Genomic DNA, 18,557 nt, shown 5'->3' on the forward strand with positions numbered 1-18,557 from the left:
AAACTTGCCGGTAGCCAGTCGGGCGATAAGCAGCTAAAAGTATAGACTATTTTGTTAAGTTATTGTCGTTAAAGGCGGTCGCGTGCTGTTTCGGGGGCTCATCCTTGCTGTAAGTGTCGCATTCGTTGCGTTTGTCTTCGTCCTGATGGACGTGCTGGCAAAGGCAGGGCTTGATGCGCGCCTGATGTGGATCATCGGGGCCATGGTCACCGGTGTGGCCGTGGTTGCCGTGGCATCCCTTACGCTTTCGGCAAAGCTTCGCAATGGCGGGCATGATGGCCTTGGACCGCTGATTTCCGGTTTTGCCAATTCCGATATCGGGGTTGCGCTGATTGATGCCTATGGTCGGACGATCTATGCCAACCCGGCCTTTTCATCCAAACTTGGCATCGAAGCCGGATCGGACATGCTCTCTGCGCTGGAAGCGCGCCTGTCCTTCCTTGGCATCGGCAGTGAAGAACTCGCCGAGTTGCGCACCCGTGCGATGCGCGGCGAAGGCGGGCAGATGTTTGTTGATCTGTCGCGCTCTGAAAAGTTTGAAGCGGACGCTGCCGCTTCGGGTGACGAAGGTTCGGAAAAAGCCGCCGACACTGGAGACGGCGAAACTCCGCCAGAAGAAGATAAGTCTGCAAGCGGTGCATGCCTGCGTATCTCGGTAACGGCTGCGGATGCCCGTGCGGGCAAGATGCTTTGGACTGTTGACGGTGTTGATAGCACGGTTATGTCCGATACAGGTTCTTCGCTGTTGCTGCCTAAGCAGGATGCCGAGGAACGATTTGCGCTTTCCGGTCCGCAGACCAGTGAAATGGTCGCGAACCTTCCGGTGACGGAAGCCGATAGCGGGTTCGAGCATGCCGATCAGATGATTGAACGTCTGCCGGTCGGGGTGTGCGGATTGGATGAAGAAGGCCGCATTCTTTACCTCAACCGTCGTCTGGCAAGCTGGCTGGGTGGGGACCCAGAAGACTTCAACAATGGCACGGTCGAGCTTGCCGATCTGATTGTCGGTGACGGCATCAATGGCGAGGTCAAATTCAAGGTTGCCGGTGGCGAGCCCATTCGATGCTTTGTGACCCATTCGATCAATGCGCCGGGCACCGGCCCTGTGCGCAGTCAGGCCGTGATCTTCCCTGATCCGATGCCGGCCCATGAATGGGAACATGCACTGGCCGAAACCGAACGTCGGGTGCGCTGGTTCTTTGATGAAAGCCCGCTTTCAATTGTTCTGGCTGATATGTCGGGTACGGTGACGGATGCCAACCGTGCGTTCATCGTTACCGCCGGTCAGACCCATGACAAGGTTGTCGGTCGGTCGATCCTTGAGCTGATCCTGCCCGAAGATCGCGACGAAGTGGCGCGATACCTTTCAAAGGCCGTGATGGGCATGGGTAAGGGTGGCCAGATTGAGGCCCGCCTTGCCGGTGCACGCGGTGTGGCGGCCCAGATTTACCTGCAACGTGTGGCGGGTCGTTCGGGCGAAGCCGGTGCGTTGCTTCTGAACTTCCTTGATACGACGGAACAGAAGAACCTTGAGGAACAATTTGCCCAGTCCCAGAAAATGCAGGCTGTTGGTCAGCTTGCCGGCGGGGTGGCACATGACTTCAATAATCTTCTGACCGCGATGATCGGCTTCTGTGATCTTCTGTTGTCGCGCCACGGGCCGGGTGATCCGAGCTTTGCCGACATCATGCAGATCAAACAGAATGCCAACCGCGCTGCCAATCTTGTCCGGCAGCTTTTGGCGTTCTCACGCCGTCAGACCTTGCAGCCCAAAATCATCAATATCACTGACGCATTGGCGGAAATGTCCAATCTTCTGCGCCGCCTGATCGGCGAGAAGATTGACCTTAAAGTCAGCCATGGTCGTGATATCGGGCTTGTGAAGGTCGATCCGGGCCAGCTTGACCAGGTGATTATCAACCTTGTCGTCAATGCACGTGATGCCATGGCGGGCGAGGGCGGAACGCTTACGGTTCAGACCAGCACCGAGATCATTGACGAGCCGACTGCAACCGGTACTGAAGTCATTCCGCCGGGCGATTATATCGGCATTAAGGTGACCGATACCGGTATCGGCATCCCCAAGGAAAACCTGACCCGTATTTTCGAACCCTTCTTCTCCACCAAGCAACGGGGCGAAGGAACAGGTCTCGGTCTTTCAACGGTTTATGGCATCGTCAAGCAGACCGGTGGCTTCATCGCGGTCAACAGCGAAGAAGGCAAGGGCACGACCTTTACCATCTATCTGCCGCGCTATGAGGCATCCGAAGAAGAGCTTGCCGAAACCCAGGCCGTGATCGAAGAAACCCCGTCACGCGATCTGACCGGAACCGGTGCGATCCTGCTGGTCGAGGACGAAGATGCCGTGCGTACATTCGGTGCGCGCGCATTGCGCAGCAAGGGCTATGACGTGCTTGAAGCCACTAACGGCGACAACGCGCTCGAGGTACTTAATAACACCGACAAGACGATCGATCTGGTGATCTCCGACGTTGTCATGCCGGGCATTGATGGCCCGACACTTGTCCGCATGCTGCGCGAGAAAAAGCCGGAGCTTAAAGTCATCTTTATTTCGGGCTACGCCGAAGATACCTATCGCGACGAACTTGATGAAGAAAACGGCGTGCACTTCCTGCCCAAGCCGTTCTCGCTTAAGGACCTCGCGACCAAGGTCAAGGAAGTCCTCTAGGCTTCGACACGTAGGATCAGCCGGCCAGATAGAACACCGATGCCCCATAAAGGCCGAGCATCGCGACACTTTCCCAGCCGATATTGCCAATGCCTCGGCGCTCGCGGTTCAGCATCCCCAGCAGCAACACCCCGCTCATCAGGATGACGAGTGCGATCGTAAAAATGTGCTGGTCGGTAAAGGCGGCATAGATCGATCCGTCGCGATAGGCGAAATCCGATGCTGCCAGAAATAGCACGTCAAAGGCATTTCCGCCAATGATGTCCCCGACCGCCAGATTGACTGCCCCCATCCGCACCGCTGCAATGGCCGATACAAACTCCGGGAAGGATGTTGATATCGCGGTCAGGAAGGTGCCCACGGCGGTTTCACTGATCCCGGTAACGGCAACGATGGCAAGACCTGCCTGACCAATGACGTGACCGGCAATGGCGGTCAGAAGCGCAAAGGCAAGGAATTCCGTCCACAGGCGCGCACTGCTTTCCGGGTTGGTGTCGGCCTCGTCATGTTTGGCATCTTCCTCGGTAATGTCGGTCTTCTTGGGGTGCCACATTGGCTCGTCCCGAATTTCCGAAAGAAGGTTCAGGCCAAACGCATAGATGATAAACAGCAGGATCGATGCCGGATGAATATGGAAAATCATCCATTCGGGCCCGGCATAAGCCAGAAGCGGCACCGAAAGCATGCTAAGAAGCAGTGTGGTCTGGGCAAGGCCCGTCGCACTGGCCGCAGCATGTTCAAGATTGCCCTTGCGATAAAACAGATCGGCAATGGCCAAAAACGTCGTCTGGGCCGCAATTCCGCCAAGCGCATTGCCAATCGCAAGATCGGTATGTCCCTGCCAGGCGGTGGTCACCGAAAGCACACTGCCCGGGAGGCTGGTCGACATGCCAACAAAAAGGGCCCCGGCGATGATCTGTCCCATGCCGGTACGCTCGGCCAGCTTGACGGCAATGCCGGCAAGCCTCGTTCCGGCAAAACCAATGATCAATGTGCAGACCACAAAGGTCACGACAATAACGCTGAGCGATTGTTGGCCAAGGTCAAAGGGCATGCACTGCTTTCCGTGATCAGAGAGGACTATCTAGTCTAACTTCTCACAGGCGTGCTTGTTCCTTGGCGGATGGGATGCGCGTGGCTTACGGGATTTCAGGAACGCTTGGGCGCGGACGCAGCCATGATGGCACAAGGTTCAAGACCAGCGCACAGCCAACCATGATGGTGACCCCGCCGACAAATTGCATGGCTGAAAGCTTTTCACCCAACACGGTCGCACCGATAAAGACGGCAATAACCGTGACCAGAAATTCGACGCTGATCGCGCGGGTCGGGCCGATGGAAGCCACCAGTCGGAAATAGGCGATATAGGTGCAGACACTCATCAGAACCGCCGCAATGATCAGATACATGTAATCCATCGCAACCGGTGTGCGTTCAAGCGGCACGGCAAAAATCAGCGGCAGGGTCATCAGCCCGCCAAACAGAAATGCCCCGATGGTGGTTTCCCAATTGCCGCTGTTGCGCAGATGACGGCTGGCATAGTTGCTGCCAAACGCGGCGCAAAGGGCGGCAAGGATCGATGCCACACAACCAAGGGCAAATTCGAATGTCACAGGTACGGCCGGGAAGCCCACCAGCAAGACAATGCCGCCAATACCCAGCACCAAGCCAGCAAAACCCTGTCGGGTGGCGCGCTCAAGCCCCCAGAGCTGGCTGATGATCATGGAAAACAGTGGAATGGCCGCAACAAAGATCGCCGCCATCGCAGTGCCGATACGGGGTGCGGCATAGGAAAGCCCGATCAATTGCCCGGCAACGGTTGTCGCGCCGACAATGGCGAAGGGGCGCCAACCGGCAGCAAAGTCAAGCTTGCGGCGAAACAGGCGGGCAAGAAGATAAAGCGATCCCGCCGCAATCAGGGCACGGAACGTGACCGCACCGACCCAGCCAAAGGCCTCGACAATTTTGACTACAACAAGGAACGACAGTCCCCACACGATGGCGAGGAACAGGTAGCGGGCAATATCCCCTGGTTTCATAAAGGGCGTCCGGAATATGGGGCGTAGTGCATCCATGCGGGATGCAAGGTGGCGCGGTTAAAATGACGGTGGTGGTTTGGTAGCGCGATGTTCCCGTTTTCCGGAACGTCAGCACGCGGATGGTGCGCGCTAAACGGGGTGCCGTCAAGCTCGAAATACGTAGTCTTGCGGAGGGATTAACACCGCCGGATATTGAAAACTGAAGTTCCCATTTTTCAACACCATAAGAGTCCTGGCATCTTGCATTCTGACAGCGTTGCACACACTTGATTCAACGGTCGTTCGTCACATCATCAGAAGGAAGCGCCATGGGCGTTTGCATGGGGCCAAGCCCGAGCTTTGCGATCCGTCAGACTCTTGGTTTCGCCGCGCTGTCCCTGATTGCTGTGATGTTGGCAGTGTTTGGGATGTCCACGGCGAATGCAGCGGAAAAATGCCTTAGGATTGCCCTGCCCGAACTGCACACAAATGAGCAAACGGCCGCTACGTATCGGGCCGTCATGAAGGATGCCGGGCTTTGTGTGTACACGATCTCGGTGCCGCAAATCCGTGCCTTTGATGCCATCAGCAAGGGGGAGGCGGATGGTATCCTTGCCGCACGCGAAGACTTCCCCGCTATTGTCGGCGTGCCGGTTGTGCCAGGCAATGTCGTGCTGATGACATTGCCCGCCATGCTGATTGTGCCCGAAGGTCCGATTGCTGGCATGGATGATCTGACCAGTGAGGTTCTCGGCCTGCCGCTTGGCGCAGTCTGGCCGCAAAAACTCATGGCCCGCTATCCTGATCTGGTGACGATTCCGCAGGCGGTAGAAACAATGCACAGTATGCTGCTTGAAGGGCGGATCAAGGCGATGCTGATTGATGCCTACTCGCTTGCCAATCTGGCTGGTGGGGTGCCGACCGGGTACAAGGCGATCCCGGTTGATCAGTTGTTGATCCGAAGCTGGTTACGTGCCGAATATGCTGATCTGGTGCCGCAGTTTGATGAAGGCACGAAAGCCTATCTGAGCCAGGCGGGTTATTAGTCCCCATTAAACTACACACATCCTGCGGTGCGTGAGGGCGCTGGTATTTCGCGCTGGTCAATTCGCGTGTTCCGACATATCGTTTCGCCCACGGGCCAAAAGGCCCCAATAAAGCTCTCGCGACGCGGGTAAATTGCCTGGTCGTGGTGGTAAAGAACAAAAATATGCCAAATACCGTGGGGGTGTGTATGGCGCGCTTTTCAAGGCACAGGTTTGCCAGAACCTGTGTGTTTGCGACGATTTGTTTTGTCGCCCTGTTGCTGTCTTTCCGACTGTTGCCATTCGCCAGTGCAGACGAAAAATGCCTTCGCATTGCCATGCCTGAAATTCACAGCGATCAACAAAAACTCATTCTGTATCAGCAGGTTATGAAGGATGCCGGATTGTGCGTTCATCCGCTGGTTTTGCCGCAAATTCGGGCGATTTCCGCCCTGGGTTCGGGGCGGATCGATGGTGTTTTTGCTGCCAAGAATGACCTGCCGGACATGGCAAAGGTCGCCATGGTTCCTGGTGAAGTTCTGCTTGGCTCGCTTGCTGGCTATCTGGTCGTGCGCGAAGGCCCGATCAAAAGTTTTTCTGATCTCAGTACCGAGGTGCTGGGCGTGCCGCTAGGGGCGACTTGGTGTGCCGGCATTGTCGAAGGATACGCCAATATCGTCAAAGTGCCGCGCGGCACGGCCATGTTGCAGGAAATGCTCGCCGAAGGGCGGATTGATGCCATGCTGGCTGATGCCTATTCACTGGGCCTTACCGGTGGCGTGCCTGATGGTTATAAGGCCATTCAGGTCGATCATTTCGATGTGCATAGCTGGCTTAAGGCAGAGTTTGCCAGCTTGAAGCCAGAATTTGATCAGGGAACCCGTAATTATTTGACGGCCCTTGGTCGCTGATCTGTTCCATTTTTCGGCGCAGAAACCCTCTGGACTCACGCAAGGCGGGCAATTGGCCCTAGCCAATTGATGCGCATGGCTATAACGTATCTGACAACGGGTCATAAAGATCCGAACAAAGGACTTGCGGCCCAATCGCAAGCCGACTTTCCCGGGATACGGTCATTCAACAATTCGTTGGTGCCGTGGGGGCCTGAAAATGGTGCGCTTTCAATTGCGCAGGTTCGTTCGAACCTGTGTTCTGGCAACGATTTCCATCGTTGCGCTTGTTCTTTCCTTTGCCCTGTTGCCGAGTGTCGAGGCGAAGCAGACCTGTCTTCGCATTGCCATGCCCGAATCCGCGAGTGGTCCGGTTGGGCCAGATGTTTATCGTGCGGTGATGCGCGATGCCGGATTGTGCGTTGATCCCATGCCGATGCCCAATGCCCGCGCCTTCATGTCCATGCGCCACAATCAGGTTGATGGCGTTTTTGCCATGCTTGAAGAATTTGAAAGCAGCGTCGGAACGCCCGTCATTCGTGGCAATGTTCGGGTTGGCAACCCGGATGGCATTTTGGTCGTCAAGAAGGGCGGCGCGCATAGCGTTGCGGAGCTGACCAGCGAAGATATCGGTGTCTGGCTCGGCGCGTCATGGTCGGAAAAGCTGCTTGGTGCTTATGATCATGTTGTGCGTGTGCCAGGTGGTCCGGCAATGATGCGCGAAATGCTGGTGAAAGGCCGTCTGGATGGCATGCTGCTAAACGCGTTTTCGCTCAGTGTTCAGGGCGGTGTGCCCGATGGCTTTGTGCAAATCCCTGTGACCAAGCTTGCGGTTTATAGCTGGCTGCGTGCTGAGCATGCCAGCGAGATCGCGAAGTTTGATATTGGAACCGCCCGGTATCTTGAGAAAATCCTGGCCTGGCACGGTCAGGCGTCCTGAGCGGCATCAAACTTTAGACGAAACCGCTGATCCGCTTTTGGTGGCGATTGCTGCGATGCGGGCTTACAAGCGTTGATTGAATATCAAAAACTTGCCGCTTCCGGTGCGAAATAATGTTGCGCGGCAACCTATACTTTTGCGCAGGTAAATCGGCTTGCGGGCGCTTGGCAAGACGCTCTGATTGCGCTTATAGTTTTTCCCATAACGGCAAAAGCCGAAACGAAATACCAATGAAAATGACCCGACCGCATAAAAATGACGGCGGGCAATCAGGTAGGTTCGCAACATGTCTCGCAACGTCGGGACCAAGGTTGCCTTGGGGGTGATACTATGGCGCTTCGCAAGCCAAATGCGATCATTCGGTCGTGTATGTTTGCTGTCATTTTACTGGCAGCACTTTTCCTGTCCTTTGAACTGCTGCCTTCGGCAAAGGCAGACGAAGAAGTCTGTCTCAAGATTGCTTTGCCCGAAATGGCCGATCGTGATCAATCTGCCGAACGCTATCGCGCGGCGATGGCCGAGGCCGGGTTGTGTGTCCAGCCGGTCTGGTTGCCCAACAAACGTACGGCAGTTTCCCTGAAACGTGGCGAGATTGATGGTGTGTTTGCCAGCGGTGAAACCATTCAACAATCGGCCGGTGTGCCGCTGGTTGCCGGTGGTGTGGTTGTCGGTCGCCCCAAAAGCCTTCTGATCACGGCAGATGCCACTGTGCATGCGCTGAGTGACCTTAAGGACAAGGATATTGGTGTCTGGCTTGGCGATGATCGCGGAAAGCAGGAACTTGTGGGACTGGCCGATATTATCACCGTGCCCGGCGGGGCTGGCATGATGTTGCGCATGCTGCGCCATGGGCGTCTTGATGGTTTGCTGATTGATGATTTCTCTCTTAATCAGACCGAAGGCGTGCCGGAAGGCTACCGCGCGATTGAGCTTGAAACCCGCACAAGCTATAGCTGGCTTCGCAAGGAGTACGAGGCGCTGTTACCGCAATTTAATCGCGGCACGGATATCTTTCGGGCAGCCCTTGATATGACCAACCCGGAAAGCAAATCCTGATACAAAATCGCCCGATTACCGGGACCGTCATGCAATAAAAGCAATTGCAAACCACCGAAAATTTGCTGCTTATGACAGGCAGGGTCGCCCCACCATGACCTGCTAGCTCAACCGGTCACAAGGCCGGGCAAACAAACATTTTCGGAAACGCGCCCCATGATTCCCCTGTTTGGCGAGGCCGCTGCCTTCACTGCTGCGCTCTGTTGGGCGACCTCAAGCATGATCTTTTCCAATGTCGGCGGCAAGGCAGGGGCGCAGACGGTCAATCGCGGGCGTCTGGCATGCTCGATCTTTTGTCTGACCGTTTTGCACTGGATCCTTGAAGGTCAACCTTGGCCGAATGCTGTGACATGGGAACAGCTTGGCTGGCTATCGCTGTCTTCCGTGCTGGGGCTGGTGATTGGCGATGCCATGCTGTTTCAGGCCTTTGTCACCATTGGTGCGCGACTGTCGATGCTGTTGATGTCGACCGTTCCGATCATGGGGACGATCCTGGCCTGGCTTCTGTTTGATGAAACGCTCCGTCCGATTGAAATTGCCGGTATAGCCTGTGGCGTTGGTGGCATCCTGATTGTCATTCTTGGCAAAAAGGGGCGTCCGGTCGGGCTTGTCGGGCGGGATTACCTCCGGGGTATTTTGTTCGGGCTGGGCGGTGCGATCGGGCAGGTCGCCAATCTGATCACCGCCAAATATGCCCTGATTGATGGATATTCAGCACTTTCGGCAAGCTGGATCAGAACCCTGGTCGCGGTGATCGCCATGTGGGGGCTTGCCGTCATATTGGGTCGTGTTCGCCGCACGGTCACGGCCTGTATTGCGCCAGATGTTGGCAAGTGGTTGTTGCTCGGCGCCTTTATCGGGCCTGCGGTGGGTGTATGGCTTTCGATGCTCGCAGTTCAAAACGCCAATGTCGGGATTGCCTCGACCCTGATGGCACTGCCGCCGGTTTTGCTGATTGTCTATGAAGGCCTGATCTTGCGACGTTCCGTTGGCTGGCAGGCGGTGACGGGCACGTGCCTTGCCTTTGGCGGTGTCGCCTTGCTGTTTATGCACTAGCGATCAGTGATGCTGGCAGGCGAAACTGCGTTGACCCCTTTTGACTTTGCGATCAATCGGCTAAGCTTCGGGCACGCAAACCAAAAGACCATCAGGACAAAGCCATGACCCGTGTAACCGTTTCCATCGAAGATGACCTGATGGAGGCCTTTGATGCCTTCCTTGATCACCGGGGCTACACCAACCGGTCCGAGGGATTTCGCGATCTGATCCGTGAAAAGCTTCAGAACACCAAGCTCGAGGAAAATGCCGACGGAGTCGGGATTGCTGTTCTGAACTATGTTTATGATCACGAGGAACGCATGCTGGCATCACGCCTGATGAGCACCCAGCACGAACATCACAACCTGACGGTTTCGACCGTGCATTTCCATATTGATCATGACACCTGCCTTGAAAGCGTGACGCTGCGCGGAAGGCTTTCGGAAATTCGGGCCTTTGCCGACAAGGTGCTGGCCCAGCCCGGTGTCCGCCACGGACAGCTTTATACCGTGCCGGGCGAATTGCATGTCGAAACCCATCATCACGGCGATGATCACCACGGCCATGCTCATAAGCACGAGCACCTGAAAATCACCACCTGACGGCACTGTTGGTCTGGCTGAACTGCGGACGCTTTGGATATGCATGTCGGGAGGGAGCCGTCCCGGGTTGCCGTGCGATGGCTCTTAAAATCGCAAGGCATGTGACAACTGCACCTCCCATCCCCTGAGGGATACGCGTTTGGGACGCGATGGCAAAAAGCATATCGCTTGCCGGCAAAAATACAATGTGCCGAGAGTCCAAATTAATATGCATTCCGTCCAATTTAGGTGATGGCGGACCATGAGCCTGTTTTGTGCGACAAATGGTTTGAGCCCGTTCCCATCTCCATAAACCGTAAAAATGAGAACAAACTTGCAACATCTGAAATTTTGTGAGAATGTTCGCATTATGTTCTCAGTTGTTTTGTCTATGAGAACGCGGTGGCAGGCCGCGGCAACAGACAAGACAGTCTAGCGGTGGCGTTCCGCAATTAGGTCCGGGGAACCGCCTGCGTTGCATCCAACCCGGCCCTGTGGAATAAGAGAGTTCGAGCAATGATTCAGACCGCGCTGCATTTGGTGGATAAGGATACTATGGATAAGCAGAAGGCACTCGAAGCCGCCCTTGGGCAGATCGAACGGGCATTTGGCAAAGGTTCGATTATGAAGCTGGGTCAGCGGGAAAGCGCCGTTGATATCTCCGCAATTTCAACCGGTTCGCTCGGTCTTGATATTGGACTGGGCATTGGAGGTCTGCCGCGTGGCCGTATCGTCGAGATTTATGGTCCGGAAAGCTCCGGTAAAACCACGCTGGCACTCCATACCATCGCCGAAGCCCAGAAGCTTGGCGGGACTTGTGCCTTTGTCGATGCCGAGCACGCCCTTGATCCGAGTTATGCCCGCAAGCTGGGTGTAAACACTGACGAACTGCTGATTTCCCAGCCGGACGCAGGTGAACAGGCACTTGAAATCGCCGACACGCTGGTGCGGTCCGGTGCGATTGATGTTCTGGTCGTCGATTCGGTCGCAGCCCTCGTGCCGCGTGCGGAACTCGAAGGTGAAATGGGCGATACCCATGTTGGCCTGCAGGCCCGCCTGATGAGCCAGGCGCTGCGTAAACTGACCAGCTCGGTCTCGCGTTCGAACTGCATGGTTATCTTCATCAACCAGATCCGTATGAAGATCGGTGTGATGTTTGGCAGCCCGGAAACCACCACCGGTGGTAACGCGCTTAAATTCTATGCTTCTGTTCGCCTTGATATCCGCCGTATTGGACAGATCAAGGACCGCGACGAAGTCGTTGGTAACCAGACGCGCGTCAAGGTCGTCAAAAACAAGATGGCCCCGCCCTTCAAGCAGGTCGAATTTGACATCATGTATGGCGAAGGCGTCTCCAAGATGGGCGAAATCCTTGATCTTGGTGTCAAGGCAGGCATCGTCGAGAAATCCGGTTCCTGGTTCTCCTATAACTCGACCCGTATCGGTCAGGGCCGCGAGAACGCGAAAAGCTTCCTGCGCGAGAACCCGGAAATGACCCAGGAGATCGAAAACAGCATTCGCGAGAGTGCCGGTCTGATCGCCGAAGCCATGACCAACATGAGCGAAGATGAACCGGTCAATGACGATTGATCTGATTGATCTTGCAAAATAATCTCAAAAGGCGGGATGCTGATGTATCCCGCCTTTTTTATTCGCGATCCTTCTGACGGAGCCCCACCGTGGTCACGTGTTATCTGAAATACATCATCGACAGCCACAAGATCCCTGAATTTGAGCTATATGCCAAACGCTGGATTCCCATCGTCAATCGCATGGGCGGAACCCATCATGGTTACTTTTTGCCCCATGAAGGGGCGAGCAACGTTGCCTATGCGCTTTTCAGTTTCCCAAGCCTTGCCGATTACGAGGATTACCGCAACCGCATGGCAAACGATCCCGAATGCCAAGATGTTTTCGAGATGGAAGCGCGCAATCGGAGCATAATTTCTTATGAGCGGAGCTTCATGCGCCCGGTTCTCGACTGAACGGCTCTCTAAGCTGTCAGCGAAATTCAGCGCACGGTGCTGTTTTGCTGCTGCCATTGGCTGGGTGTTTTGCCGGTGATGCGCAGGAATTCACGATTGAAGTTGGATTTGGTGTTAAAGCCGCTTGCGAGCATGGTGTTGGTGACATTCTCGCCGGCATCCAGAGCACGGCAGGCATGGTCGATCCGGTATTTGTTGATATAGCGCGACACGTTTTCACCCGTCACCGCATTGATTGCCGTTGAAACCTGTTTGAGCGGATAGCCCAAACGCCGTGCGATGCGCGCCAGTGTCAGGTCGGGGTCAAGATAAAGCTTCTCGCGTGCGACCAGTTCTTCAAGCTCTGCCATGATATCCGCTACCGGGATCTCGGTTTCGGGCTTGCTGGTTTCCGGTTTTGGGGCTGCGGCCTCAGTCGCTTCGTCGTCGTCACGGGCAAGCGCAATATCAGGCGATAGCGCCAGAAAGCCGATGGCGAGCAGGGCCAGTGATGAAAAGATACTAAGAATTATGCCCGGAGCCTGTTGCGCTCCCAGCTGCAAGGCAACGGAAATCAGGGCGTCACTTGCGGCTGAAACGATAAGCGCAATCGCAATCACCCGCCAGATCAATGCCGGAACCGGGCCTGATGCCAGGCGCGTGTGGGCCAGTTCATTGCCCTGGCGATGCAGGGCCAAAAGAATGGCAAGCCCGTAACCGACAAATAATCCCCCCAGCAGTGCGTCAATCAAAATGGGTACGACCAACACAACCGCCACCATTATGATCGGGGCGGCGAGATGCCAGATGTCGCTGGTTTGAAAACGTGGGCGCACGCCACCTTCCAGAAAGGCGACCCATGCCAGTGCCGGGATGACAGAAGCGGTGATCGGCTGCACAAGGCGCAGTTCCGCAACACCGTAATAATGAACCAGTGACACCACGACACTTTGCACGGCACAGGCCAGCAAGAGCGCGCCCAGCAAGTGCGTGGTTTTTGCAAACAGCACAGAGCGGAAAAACAAAAATCCCAACAGCAGGGCGACAATCAAGGAAACGGGTAAGGCAATCATGGTGGCGGTATTATCCAGAAATGCGTTATCCGGGCGTGCATGTCCCAAAACCGGTTTTGCACGTCCTTAAACCGGTTCGAGGACGCCAGAAACCGCAAGGCCAGTGCAATTTGATGTCCGTGAAACTTAGAACACGGATTGAAATCATGAAACACGTAACTTCTGCATGCGCCTTTGCCTTTGGTCTTTTCGCAACGCTTGCGTCCATGCCGGCTTACGCCGCAGATGACCTTGCCGGATATGACCGCTTTGATGTCGATGCGGCCCATCGGTCGCGCCCGGTGGCTGCATCCATCTGGTATCGGGCCGAAACCTTCATCTATCGCGCACCGGTCAACCAAAGCGCACTTTGGAAAAGCACGGATGCCTATATCGGGGCGGCGGTGGCACCGGGCAAACATCCCCTGATTTTGCTGTCGCACGGATCGGGCGGCAATATGGATGCGATTGGCTGGCTGTCATCCGAACTGGCACTGCGCGGTGCGATGGTGCTTGCGGTCAATCACCCCGGCAGCACATCGGGCGATTCATCACCGCGCCGCATGGCCGAGCTTGGTGCGCGCGCCAAGGATATGAAGGCGGCCCTTGATCAGCTTCTCTCACACCCGGAGTTCGAACCCTATATTGACACCGACCAAATCTCGGCTGCGGGCTTTTCGCTGGGCGGGGCGACGGTGCTGAACCTTGCGGGTTTGCGGTTTGATCGTGATGCTTATCGCGATTATTGCCAGCAGTTTGGCACGACGGTTCAGGATTGTGCCTTTTTGCAAAAGGGTGGTGTGCATCTTGATCAACTACCGGCCGATCTAGAAGCCGGGTCAAAAGATGCCCGCATTTCGAAATTCGTCGCGATTGAGCCGGGCATGACCTTTGCCGTCAATGACGACAGCCTTGGCGATGTCGACCCGGATTTGCTTTTCATCCGCTTGGGGCGCGAACATGGCTGGAAGGCCGCCGACGTCACGGAAACCGGAAGCAACCTTTTGGGTGAACTCGATGACCCGTCCTATGTGGTCTTTGCCCCGGCCAATCATCTGACCTTTCTCGGGGAATGCAATCCGGGGGCAGCCGAACTTCTGGCCGAGATGGATGATGATCCGATCTGTTCGGACCCGGAAGGCACCGACCGAGCTCAGATCCACCAGCAGATCATTGATGAAATCAGCCGTTATCTGTCGCTCGCGCCAAAGGCGTCCTGAAATCGGGATGCAAAAGCTGCACAAAAGCATGGGGAGGTCGCAAAAGGCCTTCCCATTTTACCGATTGAATGCATGTGCCCCAAAATGATCACGATTCAGAAAAAGCATTTAAAAACAATATTTTGAATGAGGTCAGATGGTCAAAAATCATCAGGCGAGATGCGATCAGAGGAACAATTCATGGTTGTTGTCGTTTGAATTCCTGTGAGCACGTTAAAAAGAGCAAACAGGAGAACGAACATGTCGAATACGATGAAAAAGCTTCTCGCGATTCTGATGATTTCGGGCATGGGCCTTGGTCTTGCTGCCTGTGAAACCGCCGAAGGCTTTGGCGAAGACGTCGAAGATGCCGGTGAAGCAATCCAGGATGGCGCTTCCTGATCCCGAACGGATCATTTCGTATAATCCTTAATAATAACCTTGGGAGACTCCCATGTTAGGTTGGGCAATATTCTGTTTGATTCTGGCTCTGATCGCTGCCGTTCTTGGCTTTGGCGGTCTTGCCGGGACCTTCGTTGGCTTTGCAAAGATCTTGTTCTTTGTCTTTGTCGCGCTGTTTGTGATTTCCCTTGTGGTCAACGCATTGCGCGGCCGTCGCCCGCCGGTCTGACGGGCAGAGATTTGCAAAGCTCTGATACGAGCAACGCATGTAAAAAAGGGACGCCAAAACGGCGTCCCTTTTTTTGTGTCCGGATCATTGCTGTGCTGGCCGGTGCGATAACGGTTGCAAGCCCGATGCCCCAAGGCCAGAATATTGCGATAAACAACAAGACGGGCGACATGCCCGTTATCCGGACTTGAATGGAGCATCCTGAAAAGATGGAAACGATCACAAAGCGTCTTCTGGCCGTCCTGATGGTTCTTGGCTTTGGTCTTGCCCTTGGTGCCTGCGAAACCGCCGAAGGCTTCGGGCGTGACATGGAAAACCTTGGTAAGACGATTCAGGACAGTGCAAACGACTAGTCCGAAAACGGCCCATCTTCGCGGGGCCAGTCTGAACACCGAACGGCTAGAGCTTTCGTCTGCCCGACTGGCCGATATCCCCGATCTTTATGCCTTCCTTGGCGATCGTGATGCGATGCGCTTCACCCATTGCGATGAAAGCTTTGCCGCTTGTCGCAAGCGCGTGCTGGTCCATGAATGGTTCCGGCGCCGCGACGGCTTTGCGCCTTGGGTCGTAAGGTTGCGTGAAACCGACGACATCATCGGCTGGGGTGGGCTTTACACGGACCCGTTCGCTCCCGGCTGGGGACCGGAACTTGGTTATTACTTCGCACCGACTGCATGGGGGCAGGGCTTTGGTCGGGAGCTGGCCAATGCAGCCCTGACCTATGGCCGTGACAACACATCACTCACGCACCTGACCGCCTTTGCCCATCCTGAAAATATCGGATCACACAAATTGCTACTGGGCCTTGGGTTTGAGCCGACCGGTTTTGTCGAGGCAATGAACCGGGATCGATTCACATTTTTACTCCGGCGCGGCTGAAATTCGGGTCGGCAAAAGCGGTTTGAATGCCATCTGATCCCTTAAATTCGGAAAACTTGCGGCAAATGCCCCGGACTTCTTTCGCCTGACTGGACAGGGCAGGGCCGAGCCGCTAAATAGGGCAGTCCGTTCGCCAGCATGGCGGACGCAGTTGTTCCGCGTTTTCCGGGTTGGAGAGATATGCAGACCGTTAACGATATCCGCACCACGTTTCTGGAGTTCTTCCGCAAGAACGGCCACGAAGTCGTTTCCTCCAGCCCGCTGGTGCCGCGCAATGACCCTACCCTGATGTTCACCAACGCCGGGATGGTTCAGTTCAAGAACGTTTTCACCGGCCAGGAACACCGCGATTATTCGCGTGCCGCGACCTCGCAGAAATGCGTGCGCGCCGGGGGCAAGCATAACGACCTTGAGAATGTCGGTCATACCGCGCGCCATCACACCTTCTTTGAAATGCTCGGCAACTTCTCGTTTGGCGATTACTTCAAGGAAAACGCGATCGAATTCGCCTGGAACCTGATCACCAAGGAATACGGCCTGCCCAAGGACAAGCTGCTGGTCACGGTCTATTCCGAGGATGATGAGGCGGCGGCGCTGTGGCGCAAGATTGCGGGCCTGTCTGACGACAGGATCATCCGCATTTCCACCTCGGACAATTTTTGGTCCATGGGCGATACCGGCCCGTGCGGTCCGTGCTCGGAAATCTTCTTTGATCACGGCCCGGACATCTGGGGCGGCCCTCCCGGCACGCCGGAAGAGGATGGCGACCGGTTCATCGAGATCTGGAACCTCGTCTTCATGCAGTTCGAGCAGCAGGCGGGCGGCGAACGCATCAACCTGCCCAAGCCCTCCATCGATACGGGCATGGGGCTCGAGCGCATCGCGGCCGTACTGCAGGGCGTTCACAACAATTATGACGTCGATCTGTTCGAGACCCTGATCAACGCCTCTGAAGAGGCCCTGAAGGTGAAGGCCGAGGGGGATGCGCTGGCGAGCCACCGGGTCATTGCGGACCATCTGCGCTCAACCTCCTTCCTGATCGCCGACGGCGTCACGCCGTCCAATGAAGGCCGGGGCTATGTGCTGCGCCGGATCATGCGCCGCGCCATGCGCCATGCGCACCTTCTGGGCGCCAATGAGCCGGTGCTGTTCGGTCTGGCGAAGACCCTGTCTGACGAGATGGGCGAGGCTTTCCCCGAACTGCCCCGCGCCCTGCCGGTGATCGAGGAGACCCTGCGCGGCGAGGAGGAACGCTTCCAGCGCACGCTGGGTCGCGGTCTGACCCTGCTCGATGAAGCGACCGCCAATCTGAAGGAAGGCGATGCGCTGCCGGGCGAGACCGCGTTCAAGCTTTACGACACCTATGGCTTCCCGCTCGATCTGACCGAAGACGCGCTGCGCACGCGCGGACTGAGCGTTGATCATGCCGGGTTTGACGCCGCCATGGAGCGCCAGCGCGCCGACGCGCGCGCCAGCTGGACCGGGTCTGGCCAGGCGGCGCCCGAAGCGCTCTGGTTCTCGGTCCGTGATCGTCTCGGCGCGACCGACTTCGTCGGCTATCACACCCATGACGGTCAGTCTGAGCTCACCGCCATTGTCTCCGATGGCGCCGAGCAGTCTGAACTCTCTGCAGGCCAGGGCGCCGAGCTGATCTTCAAGTCCACGCCCTTTTATGCCGAAGGCGGCGGTCAGATCGGCGATGCGGGCGTCATCACCTTCGACAATGGCGCCAAGTTCATCGTCTCTGACGTGCAGAAACGCGCGGGCTCCATCTACGCCCATATCGGCGTGCTGGAAGAGGGCGGGATCAAGATCGGGGACGCCGCATCCCAGTCTGTGGACGCCGAGCGCCGCACCAAGGTGCGCGCCAATCACTCCGCCACCCACCTTTTGCACGCCGCCTTGCGCGATGTGCTCGGCCCGCACGTCACCCAGAAAGGCTCCTATGTGGGCCCGGACCGGTTGCGGTTTGACTTCTCCCACGCCAAGGCGCTGACCGAGGCCGAGACCGCCGCCATCGAGGCGCAGGTCAATGCGGTGATCCGGCAGAACGCCGAGGCGAAAACCGCCGAGATGACGCCCGAGAAGGCGATTGAGGCCGGCGCGCTGGCGCTGTTTGGCGAGAAGTATGGCGAGACGGTGCGCGTGCTGGCCATGGGCGACTCGCTCAAATCCGACGACAAGGCCTATTCGGTCGAGCTGTGCGGCGGCATCCACGTCAATCGCACGGGCGACATCGCTCTGTTCAAGATCGTGGGTGAAAGCTCCGCCGCGGCGGGCGTGCGCCGTCTTGAGGCCGTGACCGGCGAGGCCGCGCGTCAATGGCTGGAAGCCGAGGCGAACAAGGCGAAGGATGCGGCTGCGGCGCTGAAAGTGCCGACCGTGGAGCTGGTGGAGCGCATCGAGGCGCTGCAGGCCGAGCGCAAGACGCTGGAACGCCAACTCGCCGAAGCCAAGAAACAGCTCGCCATGGGCGGGGGCGGCGGCGCGGCGCCGGCCGGTCCTGAAGAGATCAACGGGATCAAGCTGATCGCCCGTGTGGTCGAAGGCGTTGGCGGCAAGGATCTGCGCGGTCTCGTGGACGAGGCGCGCAAG

General features: G+C 56.6%; 18 protein-coding genes. 15 read left to right on the forward strand and 3 right to left on the reverse strand.

The features are described 5' to 3' along the window. Nucleotides 1–82: 82 nt before the first annotated feature. Nucleotides 83–2,689, forward strand: coding sequence for an ATP-binding protein (locus CMO10_RS16165; protein WP_297024203.1), 2,607 nt, complete (start codon nt 83–85; stop codon nt 2,687–2,689). Nucleotides 2,690–2,705: 16 nt separating this feature from the next. Here the strand turns inward: CMO10_RS16165 and CMO10_RS16170 are convergent, their stop codons facing one another. Both CMO10_RS16170 and CMO10_RS16175 read right to left on the reverse strand, forming a co-directional pair. Further along, nucleotides 2,706–3,743: a sodium:calcium antiporter gene (locus tag CMO10_RS16170; protein ID WP_297024204.1), complete on the reverse strand. Its 1,038-nt coding sequence runs from the start codon at nt 3,741–3,743 to the stop codon at nt 2,706–2,708. A gap of 85 nt (nt 3,744–3,828) precedes the next feature. Beyond that, entirely contained in the window at nt 3,829–4,728 is a 900-nt protein-coding gene (locus CMO10_RS16175; RefSeq protein WP_297024205.1) for a DMT family transporter, read from the reverse strand. A 308-nt stretch (nt 4,729–5,036) separates the two neighbouring features. On the opposite strand from CMO10_RS16175, the gene CMO10_RS16180 reads away from it, so the two are divergent. From CMO10_RS16180 to CMO10_RS16215, 8 genes are all read left to right on the forward strand, one after another. Continuing rightward, nucleotides 5,037–5,753 (forward strand): hypothetical protein, encoded by a 717-nt coding sequence (locus CMO10_RS16180; protein WP_297024207.1) that lies wholly within the window; start codon nt 5,037–5,039, stop codon nt 5,751–5,753. Nucleotides 5,754–5,980: 227 nt separating this feature from the next. Continuing rightward, nucleotides 5,981–6,643: a substrate-binding periplasmic protein gene (locus CMO10_RS16185; protein ID WP_297024208.1), complete on the forward strand. Its 663-nt coding sequence runs from the start codon at nt 5,981–5,983 to the stop codon at nt 6,641–6,643. Nucleotides 6,644–6,842: 199 nt separating this feature from the next. Next, nucleotides 6,843–7,562: a hypothetical protein gene (locus CMO10_RS16190; RefSeq protein WP_297024209.1), complete on the forward strand. Its 720-nt coding sequence runs from the start codon at nt 6,843–6,845 to the stop codon at nt 7,560–7,562. Between the two features lie 330 nt (nt 7,563–7,892). Beyond that, nucleotides 7,893–8,618 carry a type 2 periplasmic-binding domain-containing protein gene (locus tag CMO10_RS16195; protein WP_297024211.1) on the forward strand — a complete coding sequence of 242 codons (726 nt, stop codon included), beginning with the start codon at nt 7,893–7,895 and terminating at the stop codon, nt 8,616–8,618. 156 nt (nt 8,619–8,774) lie between these two features. After that, nucleotides 8,775–9,674, forward strand: a complete 900-nt coding sequence (locus tag CMO10_RS16200; RefSeq protein WP_297024213.1) for a DMT family transporter — start codon at nt 8,775–8,777, stop codon at nt 9,672–9,674. A 104-nt stretch (nt 9,675–9,778) separates the two neighbouring features. Beyond that, nucleotides 9,779–10,258, forward strand: coding sequence for a nickel-responsive transcriptional regulator NikR (gene nikR / locus CMO10_RS16205; protein ID WP_044829511.1), 480 nt, complete (start codon nt 9,779–9,781; stop codon nt 10,256–10,258). Between the two features lie 495 nt (nt 10,259–10,753). After that, nucleotides 10,754–11,827, forward strand: a complete 1,074-nt coding sequence (recA, locus tag CMO10_RS16210; RefSeq protein ID WP_044829510.1) for a recombinase RecA — start codon at nt 10,754–10,756, stop codon at nt 11,825–11,827. 89 nt (nt 11,828–11,916) lie between these two features. Then, entirely contained in the window at nt 11,917–12,222 is a 306-nt protein-coding gene (locus tag CMO10_RS16215; RefSeq protein WP_297024216.1) for an NIPSNAP family protein, read from the forward strand. Between the two features lie 26 nt (nt 12,223–12,248). Here the strand turns inward: CMO10_RS16215 and CMO10_RS16220 are convergent, their stop codons facing one another. Then, on the reverse strand, nt 12,249–13,274 hold the full coding sequence (locus CMO10_RS16220) for a helix-turn-helix domain-containing protein (RefSeq protein ID WP_297024218.1): 1,026 nt from the start codon (nt 13,272–13,274) through the stop codon (nt 12,249–12,251). Nucleotides 13,275–13,420: 146 nt separating this feature from the next. Here CMO10_RS16220 and CMO10_RS16225 point away from each other — a divergent pair, with 146 nt between their 5' ends. From CMO10_RS16225 to alaS, 6 genes are all read left to right on the forward strand, one after another. Continuing rightward, on the forward strand, nt 13,421–14,473 hold the full coding sequence (locus CMO10_RS16225) for an alpha/beta hydrolase family protein (protein ID WP_297024219.1): 1,053 nt from the start codon (nt 13,421–13,423) through the stop codon (nt 14,471–14,473). A 240-nt stretch (nt 14,474–14,713) separates the two neighbouring features. Further along, complete coding sequence (locus CMO10_RS16230; protein ID WP_044829509.1) at nt 14,714–14,854, forward strand: entericidin A/B family lipoprotein; 141 nt, start codon at nt 14,714–14,716, stop codon at nt 14,852–14,854. Between the two features lie 52 nt (nt 14,855–14,906). Continuing rightward, the gene (locus tag CMO10_RS16235) at nt 14,907–15,083 is read left to right on the forward strand and encodes a DUF1328 domain-containing protein (RefSeq protein WP_297024222.1); all 177 of its coding nucleotides are present in this window, start codon (nt 14,907–14,909) and stop codon (nt 15,081–15,083) included. Nucleotides 15,084–15,292: 209 nt separating this feature from the next. Then, the gene (locus CMO10_RS16240) at nt 15,293–15,436 is read left to right on the forward strand and encodes an entericidin A/B family lipoprotein (protein WP_297024223.1); all 144 of its coding nucleotides are present in this window, start codon (nt 15,293–15,295) and stop codon (nt 15,434–15,436) included. Continuing rightward, nucleotides 15,423–15,962: a GNAT family N-acetyltransferase gene (locus CMO10_RS16245; protein ID WP_297024225.1), complete on the forward strand. Its 540-nt coding sequence runs from the start codon at nt 15,423–15,425 to the stop codon at nt 15,960–15,962. The genes CMO10_RS16240 and CMO10_RS16245 overlap by 14 nt, the downstream gene beginning before the upstream one ends. Before the next feature lie 180 nt (nt 15,963–16,142). Continuing rightward, the coding region (gene alaS / locus CMO10_RS16250; RefSeq protein WP_297024227.1) for an alanine--tRNA ligase at nt 16,143–18,557 on the forward strand (2,415 nt) is incomplete at its 3' end.

The organism is Thalassospira sp. (genome assembly GCF_002709775.1).
Classification (GTDB): domain Bacteria; phylum Pseudomonadota; class Alphaproteobacteria; order Rhodospirillales; family Thalassospiraceae; genus Thalassospira.

Bases quoted from the DNA above. Each gene is read 5' to 3' on its own strand.
- CMO10_RS16230 (WP_044829509.1), top strand. From the start codon at position 14,714: ATGTCGAATACGATGAAAAAGCTTCTCGCGATTCTGATGATTTCGGGC.
- recA (WP_044829510.1), top strand. From the start codon at position 10,754: ATGATTCAGACCGCGCTGCATTTGGTGGATAAGGATACTATGGATAAG.
- CMO10_RS16225 (WP_297024219.1), top strand. From the start codon at position 13,421: ATGAAACACGTAACTTCTGCATGCGCCTTTGCCTTTGGTCTTTTCGCA.
- CMO10_RS16235 (WP_297024222.1), top strand. From the start codon at position 14,907: ATGTTAGGTTGGGCAATATTCTGTTTGATTCTGGCTCTGATCGCTGCC.
- CMO10_RS16180 (WP_297024207.1), top strand. From the start codon at position 5,037: ATGGGCGTTTGCATGGGGCCAAGCCCGAGCTTTGCGATCCGTCAGACT.
- nikR (WP_044829511.1), top strand. From the start codon at position 9,779: ATGACCCGTGTAACCGTTTCCATCGAAGATGACCTGATGGAGGCCTTT.
- CMO10_RS16200 (WP_297024213.1), top strand. From the start codon at position 8,775: ATGATTCCCCTGTTTGGCGAGGCCGCTGCCTTCACTGCTGCGCTCTGT.
- CMO10_RS16220 (WP_297024218.1), bottom strand. From the start codon at position 13,274: ATGATTGCCTTACCCGTTTCCTTGATTGTCGCCCTGCTGTTGGGATTT.
- CMO10_RS16195 (WP_297024211.1), top strand. From the start codon at position 7,893: ATGGCGCTTCGCAAGCCAAATGCGATCATTCGGTCGTGTATGTTTGCT.
- CMO10_RS16170 (WP_297024204.1), bottom strand. From the start codon at position 3,743: ATGCCCTTTGACCTTGGCCAACAATCGCTCAGCGTTATTGTCGTGACC.
- CMO10_RS16175 (WP_297024205.1), bottom strand. From the start codon at position 4,728: ATGAAACCAGGGGATATTGCCCGCTACCTGTTCCTCGCCATCGTGTGG.
- CMO10_RS16240 (WP_297024223.1), top strand. From the start codon at position 15,293: ATGGAAACGATCACAAAGCGTCTTCTGGCCGTCCTGATGGTTCTTGGC.
- CMO10_RS16190 (WP_297024209.1), top strand. From the start codon at position 6,843: ATGGTGCGCTTTCAATTGCGCAGGTTCGTTCGAACCTGTGTTCTGGCA.